Raw genomic sequence first — 13819 nt, forward strand, 5'->3', positions numbered from 1 at the left:
CACCTCCTCGTTGGTTTCTCCAAGGTGTTAGCTTGGGATTCCTTCGGTTTTTTAATCCGATTTTTAATTATTAGGTTAAGTCAATACATGTCCTTATCATCATAAGAACATGGCTCTTAAATGAATGCGCACTGTGCATTAGAGGCACCATAGTGCTGATAATCCATAATCAACAGAGTAAAAATTGGCGGTTTCCACTTCTGTTTCATCAAAATCAATTCAACTCGGTATGATTTTGAATCCATATGAAAATATACATTGTTATTTTATCTTTTGTCGAAGAAGCTTGTCAAGCGATTGTCCTTGAGATGGTATGATAATTAATGCCATTAAGATAATATGTATATATTTAATGATGTTAATTATCAAGAAAATCATCAAAAATCTCATTTTCTTCATCTTCAGAATCCGTACTAATTTGAGCAAGCACTTGGTTCACTACAGAACCAGTATAGCCTCTCCGCATCAGAAAAGCTGCAGTTTTTCTTTTACGGTCGATCGTTTTACCAGAGGTTATCTTCCACTTCGATTGAGCCATTTTCAGGGCCCCTTGTACTTCATCCTCGGGATTAATGGTCTCAAGAGCTCTATGAACAACTTCTTTATGAATCCCTTTCTGCCGTAGTTCTTGGCGAACCAAATTACGTCCTTTACGCTGAGATTGAATGCGATTCTCAGTCCACATCTTCGCAAATTCTTCATCATTGATATAATTCTGCTGAGATAATCTCTCACATACCCACTCAACGATAGGTAGTTCAAACCCCTGTTCTTTTAACTTTCGCCTCACTTCATTAGTTGAATGTGGACGTCTGCCGATCATATTCAGCGCTTTCATATATGCGTTATTTCGTTCTTCATCTTGAATGATCGTTGTTAATTGCTCAAGATCTACCGTCTCTCCTTTCATAAGCCGATGTTTAATCAGGATATCTTCATGAACGGAAAATGCGTATTCGTCATTCAAAAAAATATTGTAGCGCCGCTTACTGCGTTTCTGCTGTTCTACCTTTGTAATGATGGATATCTGCTGTTCATCAACACTCATATTACCAACCCCTTAACAAACGAAAGCACCTTAACTCGAGGTTAAAGGTGCTTTCACTAAATTTATGCGTTTATTCGAAAGCTGCTTCTGCTTCAACTTCGCCTTCTTCATCGTCCTCATTCGGTCCAGTTACCTTAATCAAATTGCTGTTCTCCCGAATTCTCAATTCGATCGTTTCCGAAATCCCCTTATTCTCTTTCAGGAATTGTTTCGCATTCTCGCGGCCTTGACCTAAGCGTTCACCTTCGTACGAATACCAAGCTCCACTTTTGTTTACGATATCCATTTCGGTTCCGATATCGATGATACTACCTTCACGGGAAATCCCTTCCCCGTACATGATATCCACTTCCGCTTGTTTAAACGGAGGAGCAACTTTATTCTTAACTACTTTTATTCTCGTACGATTACCGACCATGTCGTTCCCTTGTTTGATCGTTTCGACACGACGGACGTCCAAACGGATGGAGGAATAAAACTTAAGCGCACGGCCACCAGGTGTTGTCTCTGGGTTACCGAACATTACACCAACTTTTTCACGCAATTGGTTAATAAAAATCGCAATGACTTTAGATTTGTTAATTGCTCCAGATAACTTACGGAGTGCTTGCGACATCAAGCGAGCTTGAAGACCAACGTGTGAATCTCCCATCTCCCCTTCGATCTCAGCTTTAGGTACGAGTGCTGCTACGGAGTCAATGACAATGATATCTACCGCACCGCTTCGCACAAGTGCTTCTGCAATTTCAAGCGCCTGCTCGCCAGTATCTGGCTGAGAAAGTAACAACTCATCTATGTTGATACCAAGTTTGCTGGCGTACGAAGGATCCAATGCATGCTCGGCATCAATAAAAGCAGCTTGTCCGCCTGCTCTTTGTACTTCGGCAATCGCGTGTAAAGCAACAGTTGTTTTACCGGAAGACTCAGGTCCGTACACTTCAATAATTCTTCCACGAGGAAATCCACCAATACCTAGTGCAATATCTAGAGCGAGCGATCCACTTGGAATCGTTTCAACTTGCATATGTGTCGATTCTCCAAGTTTCATAATGGAGCCTTTTCCGAATTGTTTTTCGATTTGACGCAGTGCCATTTCAAGTGCGGCGCGACGATCTGTCAAAACACTCACTTCCTTTTATCATTATAGGTATATGATAACTTGTTTCGGGGTGTTTGCCAAGCATTTTTTCGAACATACATTCGTTTTTTTTGCGAACAAACAAAAAACCGTAACAAAGTTATCGACTTTGCTACGGTTCTTCCGCTAACAGATATTCATATTATATATGAATGTTAGATATCTTTCAATAGTTTCCATAAATGATACAGTGCAGCTTTGGCCGCTCTATGCTTAATCGTCTCACGCGTACCCGACAGATTCAAAGTAACGACTGAAGGTTCCGCACCTCTCTGTGCGAGGCCAACGTATACGAGACCTACCGGTTTCCCTTCAGAAGGACTTGGACCCGCTACACCCGTCACAGAAACACCTACGTCGCTACCGGTTGTCATGAGAAGATTTTGAGCTAAAAGAACAGCTGTTTCTTTACTAACCGCTCCAGGCACCCCCTCCCCTTCCAGAACCTCCATCGGCACGTTCAAAAGTTTATGCTTCATCGCATTCGAATAGCAAGTTATGCCGCCTAAAAAAGATTGAGAACTTCCAGGTATCGTCGTAACAAGATCACTAACCAAACCGCCAGTGCAACTTTCAGCCAAAGAAAGGGTTAGTTTCTTCTCCCCGAGCATTTGTACAATGACGGACTCTATCGGAACATCTCGCTGCGCATATAAATGATCACCGACTCTCCGCTTAATTTCCTGCTCTGTCAACTGAAGGTTTCGTTCACCCTCTTCAGCAGTATGTGCTCGCGTAGTTAAGCGTATGGTTACTTCTCCTTCTTTCGCGTAGGGCGCAATCGTCGGGTCTGTTTGAGTTTCAATCAAGTCAATCAATTGATGTTCCAAATTAGACTCCCCGATGCCGGCAAATTTAAGCATTTTGGAGTAGAGAGGCACTTCATCCGTCATCACCCGACGAAGCCATTCGGAGGCATACTTTGTAAACATTGGTTTCATTTCTTTAGGCGGACCTGGGAGCAAGATAAAATGAGTGCCCTCGAATGTGTAAGCGACGCCGATAGCAAGACCAGTCTCATTATGTAAAGGATCGCTGCCTTCCAACATAAGCGCTTGTCGCCTATTACTCTCCACCATATGAATGCCTCGGGAACTGAACAAACTCGTAATAGCTGACATTGATGGCTCATGCAAGACAAGTTCACGCCCCGAAAGCGACGCCAGTACATCTTTGGTCAAATCGTCCTGTGTCGGCCCTAATCCGCCTGTGCAGATAACGACATCAGCTCGTGCGGCCGCAAGCTTGAGCGTTTCCATCAACCTTTGTACATTGTCTCCAACAACTGTTTGATAATAAATGTCGATACCAAGTGCTGCGCATTCTTGTGACAAGTATTGCGCATTTGTATTGACAATTTGACCAAGCAGCAATTCGGTTCCAACGGCAACAATTTCAGCTTTCATAAAGAAATCCCTCCTCTGCATTTCTGTCGAACCTGCTAATACGGAAAAAAACAATAGGTTTCCCTATTGTGTCTTTTCCGAAAAGTCTATGACATGCTTATTTTTCACGAAATACTCGATACCTGAGTAAAGCGTAATAATAGCTGCTACCCAGCTGGCAATCACATCAAAGGGGAAATTGATAAACGTAAAAGGAAAATTATTAATAAGCAGTGCGATGATGGCTGTTATTTGCGTGGCCGTTTTCGCCTTTCCCCATTTACTGGCTGCCATTACAGTCCCTTCGAGCAGAGCGATCTGGCGAAGTCCGGTGACCGCCCACTCTCTGCTAATGATCACAATAACGATCCAAGCATCTACCTTGCCCATTTCAACTAGAGAAACGAGGACTGCCGTAACCAGCAGCTTATCCGCTAAAGGATCGAGCAGCTTCCCCAGATTCGTAACCAACTTGCGTTTCCTGGCAATATAACCATCCAGGCTGTCTGTGCTGGCCGCGATAATAAAAATCAATGCAGCGATAATTTGATTGTAGGTAATACTGAATTCCTCAATCCGAATGTGAGGAAATTTCACCTGAATCAATAAAAAAAACATAATAATGGGTACTAATAATATCCTCGCCACGGTGATGCGATTGGCCAGGTTCATGCAATGACCTCCCCAGATAAGTCAAACTCATATGAGTGTGTGATGCGGACTTTCGCAAGTTCCCCAATTTTCAAGCTAGCGTTCGCTACGAACACTTCGCCATCAATCTCTGGTGCATCGAATTGAGAACGGCCAACATAAACATCGCTTCTGCCATCGTACCGTTCAATCAAAACATCAATTTCTTGGCCGATCCGTCGACCTCCACGCAAGTTCGATATTTCGCGTTGAATTTCCATCAACGTATTCGCACGGTACTCCTTCACTTCATCTGGAATTTGATCCGGAAGACGGGAAGCTGGCGTATCGTCCTCTTTGGAATAAGCGAAAACACCAAGACGATCGAATTCCATCTCGCGAACGAATTCCTTTAAGTTCTCGAAGTCTTGCTCGGTTTCGCCCGGAAAACCTACGATCAGAGACGTGCGAAGCGCAACATCTGGAATCGCCGCACGGATTTTGCGTACAAGCTCACGTGTGTCCTTCTGACGACCAGGACGGCGCATCCGTTTAAGAATAGAATCCTCACTGTGCTGCAGAGGCATATCAATATACTTGCAAACCTTCGGATTCGCTGCCATAGTGGCAATCAACTCGTCGCTAAAGAAGCCAGGATAGGCATAATGCAGGCGAACCCATTCGATGCCAGGCACTTCACTCACTTTATCGAGCAAAGCGGGCAGCATAAAACCATCGTACAGATCCGTTCCGTAGTTCGTGGAATCCTGTGCGATTAGACTGATTTCTTTAACCCCTTGTGAAGCAAGGTTCGTTACTTCCGAGACGATTGATTCCATACTTCTACTGCGGAATTGACCACGCATGATGGGAATACTGCAGAAAGTACAAGCATTATCGCAGCCTTCTGCAATTTTGACATAGGCAGTATAACGCGGCGTTGTTACCTGCCTTGGCAGATCTGCATCATAGTTAAATACCGGATTCCCTACGAGAACCGGTCTTTTACCACGTAGAGCTTCGTCTACAATGTGATTGATTTTATCGAAATCCCCTGTTCCGACGATTCCGTCAATTTCAGGCATTTCTTCCATTAATTCTTTCTTATAACGCTGCGTCAAACAACCTGAAACGATTAAAGCCTTCAGATTTGCTGTTTGTTTCAGCTCAGCCATATCCAAGATCGTGTTCACAGATTCTTCTTTAGCTGCATCAATGAACCCGCATGTGTTCACGATAATAACGGTCGCCTCTTCTTTGTTATCAACAAGTTGGAAACCGCGTCCATGTATTAATCCAGCCATAATCTCGGAATCGACCAAATTTTTCTCGCATCCGAGGGTAACTACTTTAACCTTTTCTGTCATGTTGAAACAACCTCCAATAGTCCTAAACCGCTCCCTACAAGTATAATACATGCCCTATAGGGTGTCAAAAGTGAAAACCCCCTAGATATAGAGGGTCTTCGAGCTAAGTCAGTATGTAATTATTACTTTAGGTTCACAAATTGCAAGTCGAGAGGAATATCTGCTTTGCGGAGCAATGTAATAATTGCTTGCAAGTCATCCTTGCTCTTTCCTGTTACCCGAATCTGATCGCCCTGAATCTGACTCTTCACTTTAATTTTTGAATCACGAATTAAAATGTTGATTTTTTTCGCGTTTTCTTGATCGACACCTTGTTTCAAAGAAATTTTCTGACGAACCGTAGAAGCAGCAGCTGGCTCCACTTTGCTGTATTCGAGATTCTTAATCGAAATGCCGCGTTTTGTCATTTTAGCATGCAAAATATCCAGTACATTCTGCAGTTTAAACTCATCATCGGAAATGACGACTAATTGGTCTTTTTCCAATTTAATGCTGCTTTTGCTTCCTTTAAAATCAAAGCGGGTCAAAATCTCCTTCTCCGCCTGTTGAATAGCATTGTTAAGCTCCTGCATGTCCAACTTGGACACAATATCGAATGAACTTTCTGAACTCATCTACGCAAACATCCTTTCCATGAAATTACATAATGAATTATAACAAGAAGCCTTACAAAAAGAAACATCCCACAGCCGCTCGGCCTAGGATGTCCATGGATGAATCATTACCCGGGAAAGCGCAGAAAGCGCCAAATTGCTAGCTTTTCTGCAGGTTGAGTTGAACTCTCTTCGGATTAGGAGTATCTCCAACAGGAATAACCGTACCATTCACCGTTAGTTCTAAAGCGCTCGCTGCGCCAACATTCAGATATGCCGAACCCGTCAACTGAAAAGAATCCGAATCTCCGTTTTTGTACAGCTTCTGTCTTAGCATGTCGCCCTTCGCATTCGTATCCGTTAACGCATTGACTTGAATCCAGCATTGTGAGCCTGTAATTTTCATCTGGATATCAAGCTTAGGTGTGCCAATTATCGTATAATTATCGACACCCTTCTCATTGCTTATAAACTTCACTTGTATTGCAGCAGGTGTTGGAGAAGGTGTTGGCGTCGGCGTTGACAGAGGCACTACTTTGTTCTCCCCAGTAACGTTCGTGCTCGTATTAAGTTTGGAGCTGCCTGATGGGTTCGTCGAATCCGTAATCCTTGGAGATTGCGTTTGTGCAGGATTTATTTCAGCAGGCGTTCCTTTGGCATTTTTGTAGGTATAGTAATAAACAATGCCAAATATAAGCAGAATGAAGCACACAAACATCACACTCGATGCCCAACGACTCATTTTTTCTGTATTCCGGACACTTTTTCTTTTATTGCGAATCGTCTCAACAACCGGCTGTTCTGCAACAGGGGTGGGATTCGTCGTCTGGTACATGTTTAGTACTTCCATCGGGTCCAATCCTACAGCCTCTGCATAGCTTTTGATGAAAGCTCTAACATAAAAGCTGCCCGGAAGCACTTTGTAATTGCCTTCTTCAATGGCCTCCAAGTAGCGCTTACGAATTTTGGTCACTTCTTGCAGGTCATCCAATGATATTTTTCTTTCCAAACGCGTCTTACGCAAAATATTTCCTAGATCAGACACAAGATCACCTCCCCTAAACAGTCGATATTAGTATGGACGTTGCATGAATTAAAAAGGTTCGGACGTATACGTAAAGGAATCGTAGTTAATCTCTTCATCCGGACTGTTGCGCAGCTCAATAATATAATCAAAGTGATTATAGGTATATTCCGATTCACGGATAAATATATCCGGGTGTTCAATCACTTTAGTAGATGGCATCGACATAATTTCTTGCAAGAGGCTATAGTGCTTCTCATTCGATCGAATGGTGGAAACAATACCGTCAATGATGTAAACATTGTTCAGCGTCATCTCATCCTCAGAAAGCTGGCTCCGAACAGTTTGCCTTAGCAATGTGGAAGAAACAAATGTCCAGCGTTTGTTCGCGCACACGCTTCCGGCAATAATTGATTCCGTCTTGCCGACACGGGGCATTCCGCGAAGCCCAACGACTTGATTGCCTTCACGTTTGAAAATCTCGCCTAAGAAATCAACAAGCAGCCCTAATTCATCGCGAGTAAAACGAAATGTTTTACGATCGTCGGAATCCCGTTCGATGTATCTGCCGTGACGAACGGCTAAAATATCAACCAATTTGGGAGGGCGAAGAGCCGTAATTGTAATATTATCTACTTTTCTTAACATTTTACCCATTAAGTCAATTTTTTCTTCATCATTGGTTTGCAAAAGCATGCCTCGGGTTCGATCCTCAACCCCATTAATCGTTACAATATTAATATCGAGCATCCCCATTAAGGAAGCGATATCACCCAACAAACCAGGTCGGTTCTTATGAATTTTATACTCCATGTACCATTCTTTAACGTCCAATTGTTCCACCTCTTCATGAGTTCAGCGACTTTTAAAAGTCACCCTTTAAATGATTCTACAATATTCGGCAAAACCCTTCTCACAATCATCCTAAAGATGCAAGTATTATTTTGTTTTTAGTTCTTTTAGCTCTTGTCCATTATAAACAGATCCGCCAGATTGCCAGCTATGCTGAATCATTGCCTGTAGGCGGTTACTAAGAATAACTCCCCAATCTAATTCAGCAGATAAAGAATTAGACGTGTCCATAACAGATACGCCAATTGTCTTAGCTTTCTGTACGTGTGCGGTATCTGTAGGCACATAGAAAATAATCCAACTTGAAAGATGCTGTTTCGTCTGAAACGAAAGCTGACCAAACCACTGCTCATTATTATCAAGCAAAACAATATGATCCGCTTCCTCAGAAGGGGCCCAAGCTGAAGGGATTGGATGATCAGCTGTAGTTACCCACTCGATCGAGACGCGCTGCGCCAGCAACTCTGAGATCCGCTGATTTTTTAGGCGTTCCACTGCTTGTGGGTCAATCTGGTATAAGGATGTCTGGCTTCCGTTAGCGCTTGCGATTCCGTTTACATCAAGTTGACTCTGCATCAATGTCCATTTTGAAGATGAACCTTGCTGTTGAATCACTTCATTCGCGGAAGGTAGAAGTTCATTCCCTATAACGTATATGTAATCATAAGTTCTTTCTTTTAGCTTTATGACAACATCTCCATCCACCGTAGTCAGATCTTTCACCCAATCATAAGCAATCAGGTTAGAATCTCTCCACTGCTGCAAAGCTGTTCCTATCGACTGTTTGGCTGAATCAGACAAACTAACGCTTGAAAGCATTAGCACGGAGATCTTTTTGTCCAGCAGTTCTTGCTTTATAACTGGAATCCCCCGATTTCCGCAGCCTGTGACGAATAAAGATAAGAGTATTAAACAAAGTACATAACGTCGAATCCACATCCAGTTCCGGTTCCTTTCTTCTCCATGAGAAAACCTCTGTCGAAGTCATACAAAGTTGAGTAGCCGCGTTTGAGGTCGGTTTTATCGCCAAAAAGAAAGAAGTTCTCAACTTCGAGAACATTTGCTTTCTTTTGCGGAAAAGCATGCAAAAGCCTCCGATGGAAGGAGGCTTTTGCAAAGTGCCTTATTGAATTGTAAAACGGTTATTAGGCTTTGTCTACTAGTTTTACCATGAGGCGGGCTAGTGTACGTTTGTCTTCTTCATTCCCAGCATCCCACAACTCCTTAAGCACTCGCTCTTGGGAATTTTCCGGGTCTACTTTATTAGCAAGAAACTCACCGATTTGAAAAGCAAGCTTGCTTATGGTTTCTTCACTCATCCCCGCATGTTGTGCTTGACCTACGCGATCTGCAAGAAACTCTTTCCACTTATCAAATACTTGAAGTACAGTAGCCATTGTAAGAAGCCTCCTTTGGTTTGTGAAAGATGGTCATTACATACGTAATATTCGCATCTCAATAAGGATTTATGCGTGTGGCTTCTTAATTGAAATTGGTATAAACGCTAATAAGGACATTAAGTCAACCAGCCACCATTAGGGCTAATAATTTGACCTGTAATATAACCGGATTCGGGTAATGCCAGAAAATAAACGAGTGAAGCAATTTCGTCAGGTAAAGCAAAGCGCCCAATAGGGATTTCGCTTTCTATTGCAGCTTTTTCCTCTGCTTGAAAGCCAGCCATCATTTCCGTATGAACCGCCCCCGGAGCAACCGCATTAACGGTTACTCCCGATGGAGCCAGCTCTTTGGCTAATGCTTTGGTAAAAGCATTCATACCGCCTTTAGCGGTAGAATAAACAACTTCGCACGAAGCACCGGATATGCCCCAGATGGAAGATACATTAATAATACGGCCATACTTGCGTCTAATCATTGTTTCCATGAATGTTTGGGTACAGAGGAATGCGCCTTTCAGATTGACATCCATAATAAGATCCCAATCCTCTTCACTCACATCAGAAAGCATACTATAATGAGCGATCCCTGCATTGTTAACGATAATGTCAGGTATCATATCACGCTGTTCGAGCTTTTCTTTCATTTTATTAATTTGTTCTCGTGACCTGACATCAGCTGAAACCGTCAGCACTTTAGCCCCATGCTTCATGCACGATCGAGCAACTTCGTTAGCTGCTTCGTGCGACTCACGATAGTGAATCACAACATTCATTCCAACCTGAGCGAATCGTTCTGCGATTGCCGCGCCGATACCTCTACTCGCTCCGGTAATGAGCACAGTTTGTTCTGTAAATGGTTTGGAGGGACTCATTATTGCTCTCGACTCTGCACAATGGACACGGCCAGTTTGCTCCAATCGAAATGATCACGGAATCGGTTATTAACATCCTCTAATGTAATACTTTCATATACAGGAAGTATATCGAACAAATCAATCCCTTTGAATCGATATTTGGTAAACTCGTTGGCAATGGATTCAGGCGAGTTTAGCATACGAAGAAAATTTCCGATTTTTTTCTTGCGGCTTCGCTCAAAGGTCACAGCATCAAGCCCTGATGATCTAAGTTTTTCTACTTCATCACGAATCCGTGCAATGAGTTGATCAGGATCCTTCGTATCTCCGCCCAGAATCGAAAATGCATAGTCCTCACTTATGTTGTACTCATGGCCAAAACTATCTGAAATGAGTCCCTCATCGTACAAGGCTTGGTAAATATCCGAACTCGAGCTGAACAAAATATCCAACATTAGCTTCGTTGTCAACTCTTTGACAAGCAATTCTCTCCCGCTAATTGAAGGCGCCGCTTCTTTTAGCCCGAACAAACATTTAGGTAGAGAGACAGGTAATATTGTTACCCTACGAGCTTCATTTACGGTCAGAGGCTCATCTTCGAAAAATCGCTTTATGCTGCCTTGCGGACGAAATGTTTTTGCAGCTTGGTTTTCTTGAACAAAGGCGATGATCTCTTGCGGGTTCACCCCGCCTACAACGAACAAGCTCATATTGCTTGGATGGTAAAAGGTGTGGTAGCAGTTATAAAGCGTTTCCTTCGTAATCTCAGCAATGGATTCAACAGTTCCTGCGATGTCTATATGGATAGGGTGCTTCGCATACAACGATTCGATAAGTCCGTAATAGCTTCTCCAATCCGGGTGATCCTGGTACATCTTAATTTCTTGCCCAATGATCCCTTTTTCCTTTTCCACATTTTCATCTGTAAAATAAGGATTTTGCACAAAATTAATTAATGTCCTTAAATTTGTTAAAATGTCATTGGTTGAGGAAAATAAATAGGCTGTACGATCGAAGCTTGTAAAGGCATTTGCCGATGCGCCATGGGAAGCGAAGCTGGCAAAGATGTCCCCCTCCGGCTCTTCGAACATTTTATGTTCAAGGAAGTGAGCGATGCCATCGGGTACATGAACAGCTTCCTTGCCCTCCACTTGGAAGTGATTGTCGACGGAACCAAACCGAGTGGTAAACGTAGCATAAGTTTTCTGAAACCCTTCTTTAGGGAGAACAAACACATGCAGTCCATTCTCGAGCTGCTCGTGATAAATCGTTTCATTGAGATGTGGATAAGGTATCGTCTGCATCGTTTATTCCCCTTTCTGATCCCGCAAAAAATAAATCGTATCCAATTGAACCCGCTTCGCTGCTTCAGCAATCGTAGCTACGTCCACCTGCTCAACCCCTTCGATTAAACCAGCAACCGAGCGCTCTTTTCCAGACAAAATCGCATTAAAATCAAATGAAATGAGTTCAAAAGCTGAATCCTGCAATTCGCGCAATTGATTTGAAATCATCGCTCGGGTTTGACTCATTTCGGTTTCATTGATTTCCCCTTGCTCCATTGCCTTGAGCTGTTGACGAATAATGTCAACCGCCTTTTCATAATTCTCTATCTCGATCCCTGACTGCAGTGTTAAGATTCCTTTGTGTCCATCGAACCGCGAAGAAGCATAGTAAGCCAGGCTGGCTTTCTCACGAACATTAACAAACAACTTTGAGTGCGGGTATCCGCCTAAAATCCCGTTGTACATCAAAGCCACCGGATATTGATCGTCGCCATATGCTATATTCGCGCGAAGCCCCATATTGAGCTTGCCTTGATTCACATCGAGGCGTTCAACAACCGTTTTTACATCACGAGTAAGTTTCCGCGGTACCGAGGTATTATAGGAAACATCCTTCTTTTTATCTATAGAAAACGATTGTTTAACGATAGACTCCACTTCTTGAAGCGTGGTATTGCCAACAACATAAATGTCTATTGGCGCATTTTGCAGCCACTCTGTATATTGTTCGTATAAACTTTGCGCGGTAATACCGCTCAACGCTTCGATATTTCCTAAAGAGTGAAGTTTGTAAGGCTCGTCACTGCACATTTCTTCAATGCAACGCTCAGCTGCGTAACGTACTTTATCGTTAATAACAGCTTCAATTCGTTTTTGAAGTGTTTGCTTCTCAGCATCGACATATTTGCTCCGGAAATGGCCATTCTCCTGTGCGGGGCACGTTATCGTTTCACCTACAAACTCTAGTCCCTTCTTCAACAATGATTCGCTCGAAGAAACGAATCGGTCATTAATAATATCCATTCGAAACTGGACAATCTGATAATCGCCACGTTTATAAATATCAAAGCCAAATCCGGCACCATACAAGTCATCCAAATATTCCCTGAATTGTTGCGTCTCCGGATACGTTGTTGTCCCTCTTCTAAGCACAAAAGGCGTTAACGCTGTATTCGTGACGGTATCTTCCGCTAATGGACGGCCTATGTAAACAGATATGGCAAATGTTTTAAATTGATCCGTCGGCAGCACGTGCAAACGAATATGGTTCCACGTGCTCCGCTGAAATTGTGTATGCTTCAAAGGCTGTGTCTCCCTTCCTGAATCCAAGATATGTATCCATTATATTCCTATACGAACAAGAGAAGCAACCAGATCTGGTTCCTTCTCCTTGTCCCTCATCCCCTTATTTACAGAAAATATGTTTGCCAATACTTTTTACCTGAGGTCTGCTCCAAATCCATTTCGATGTTGCTGTAGCTGGGTTGAAATAATAAATGCAGCCACCTGTTGGGTCCCATCCACCCAGCGCATCTCTGACTGCTTTCTTCGTGGATTCATTTGGAGTTAACCAAATTTGACCGTCAGCCACTGCAGTAAAGGCGCCAGGCTGAAAAATAACACCTGACACTGTATTCGGAAAACTGGCTGATTTAACTCGGTTTAAAATAACCGCAGCAACAGCTACTTGCCCGATGTAAGGCTCCCCGCGTGACTCGCCATTTACGGCATTCGCCATAAGGTTGATATCTTGCTCGGACAACCCCAAATTGTTTGACGGTGTTAAATTGGATGGCGCTTGACTATTCCCAGCCGTTGTAGAACCTCCCCCAGATCCGGATCCTCCTGAGTTTCCACTCGCTGGGGCTGTCGGTTTCCATGATTTTGTTGCTTCCCACAGCCTAAGCTTCGTTTTGGCACCGACAACACCATCTACATTCATGCCGAACTCACCTTGAAATCGTTTTACTGCTAGTAATGTCTTATACCCGAAATCGCCGTCTATACTTCCACCATAGAAGCCGATAAACTTTAATCGACCTTGTAACTCGTTAACATCAGTTCCGCTAGCTCCATATCTAATCTCATTCTTACTAAACGTCTCTTCCGTTTCCGGACTCGTTTTGCTTTTCAACTGAAATGCGGCGAACAATACGAAAACGATACAAAATGTAAGTACGATTAACCTTTTGTTCATTCCCCTTCTCAACCTTTCTTTTCAAATTGCAGCCTTTTCTTGCTT

14 protein-coding genes are annotated in these 13819 nt (G+C 43.1%); all 14 read right to left on the reverse strand.

What is annotated here, in order from left to right:
• Window positions 1-358: 358 nt before the first annotated feature.
• Window positions 359-1048, reverse strand: a complete 690-nt coding sequence (locus ABRS97_RS00515) for a RecX family transcriptional regulator (RefSeq protein WP_367810941.1) — start codon at window positions 1046-1048, stop codon at window positions 359-361.
• A gap of 70 nt (window positions 1049-1118) precedes the next feature.
• Window positions 1119-2168 carry a recombinase RecA gene (gene recA, locus ABRS97_RS00520; protein WP_367810942.1) on the reverse strand — a complete coding sequence of 350 codons (1050 nt, stop codon included), beginning with the start codon at window positions 2166-2168 and terminating at the stop codon, window positions 1119-1121.
• A gap of 173 nt (window positions 2169-2341) precedes the next feature.
• Window positions 2342-3592, reverse strand: a complete 1251-nt coding sequence (locus ABRS97_RS00525; RefSeq protein WP_367810943.1) for a competence/damage-inducible protein A — start codon at window positions 3590-3592, stop codon at window positions 2342-2344.
• A gap of 63 nt (window positions 3593-3655) precedes the next feature.
• Entirely contained in the window at window positions 3656-4243 is a 588-nt protein-coding gene (pgsA, locus tag ABRS97_RS00530; protein WP_367810944.1) for a CDP-diacylglycerol--glycerol-3-phosphate 3-phosphatidyltransferase, read from the reverse strand.
• Window positions 4240-5568 (reverse strand): 30S ribosomal protein S12 methylthiotransferase RimO, encoded by a 1329-nt coding sequence (gene rimO / locus ABRS97_RS00535; protein WP_367810945.1) that lies wholly within the window; start codon window positions 5566-5568, stop codon window positions 4240-4242. The genes pgsA and rimO overlap by 4 nt, the downstream gene beginning before the upstream one ends.
• A 122-nt stretch (window positions 5569-5690) precedes the next feature.
• Entirely contained in the window at window positions 5691-6182 is a 492-nt protein-coding gene (locus tag ABRS97_RS00540) for a YajQ family cyclic di-GMP-binding protein (RefSeq protein ID WP_367810946.1), read from the reverse strand.
• 139 nt (window positions 6183-6321) lie between these two features.
• The gene (locus ABRS97_RS00545; protein WP_367810947.1) at window positions 6322-7206 is read right to left on the reverse strand and encodes a helix-turn-helix domain-containing protein; all 885 of its coding nucleotides are present in this window, start codon (window positions 7204-7206) and stop codon (window positions 6322-6324) included.
• Window positions 7207-7254: 48 nt separating this feature from the next.
• On the reverse strand, window positions 7255-7998 hold the full coding sequence (locus ABRS97_RS00550; RefSeq protein ID WP_483312403.1) for a DUF3388 domain-containing protein: 744 nt from the start codon (window positions 7996-7998) through the stop codon (window positions 7255-7257).
• 126 nt (window positions 7999-8124) lie between these two features.
• The gene (locus ABRS97_RS00555; RefSeq protein WP_367810949.1) at window positions 8125-8976 is read right to left on the reverse strand and encodes a hypothetical protein; all 852 of its coding nucleotides are present in this window, start codon (window positions 8974-8976) and stop codon (window positions 8125-8127) included.
• 206 nt (window positions 8977-9182) lie between these two features.
• The gene (locus ABRS97_RS00560) at window positions 9183-9434 is read right to left on the reverse strand and encodes a DUF3243 domain-containing protein (RefSeq protein ID WP_367810950.1); all 252 of its coding nucleotides are present in this window, start codon (window positions 9432-9434) and stop codon (window positions 9183-9185) included.
• 119 nt (window positions 9435-9553) lie between these two features.
• A complete protein-coding gene (ymfI, locus tag ABRS97_RS00565; protein WP_367810951.1) occupies window positions 9554-10309 on the reverse strand; it encodes an elongation factor P 5-aminopentanone reductase in 756 nt (251 codons plus the stop codon).
• On the reverse strand, window positions 10309-11595 hold the full coding sequence (gene yfmH, locus ABRS97_RS00570; RefSeq protein ID WP_367810952.1) for an EF-P 5-aminopentanol modification-associated protein YfmH: 1287 nt from the start codon (window positions 11593-11595) through the stop codon (window positions 10309-10311). The genes ymfI and yfmH overlap by 1 nt, the downstream gene beginning before the upstream one ends.
• Window positions 11596-11598: 3 nt before the next feature.
• On the reverse strand, window positions 11599-12879 hold the full coding sequence (gene yfmF, locus ABRS97_RS00575) for an EF-P 5-aminopentanol modification-associated protein YfmF (protein ID WP_367810953.1): 1281 nt from the start codon (window positions 12877-12879) through the stop codon (window positions 11599-11601).
• A 103-nt stretch (window positions 12880-12982) separates the two neighbouring features.
• Entirely contained in the window at window positions 12983-13774 is a 792-nt protein-coding gene (gene sleB / locus ABRS97_RS00580) for a spore cortex-lytic enzyme (RefSeq protein WP_367810954.1), read from the reverse strand.
• Window positions 13775-13819 lie beyond the last annotated feature (45 nt).

The sequence above is a fragment of the Paenibacillus tabacirhizosphaerae genome, from assembly GCF_040812395.1.
In the GTDB taxonomy this organism is placed as follows: Bacteria; Bacillota; Bacilli; order Paenibacillales; family NBRC-103111; genus Paenibacillus_E.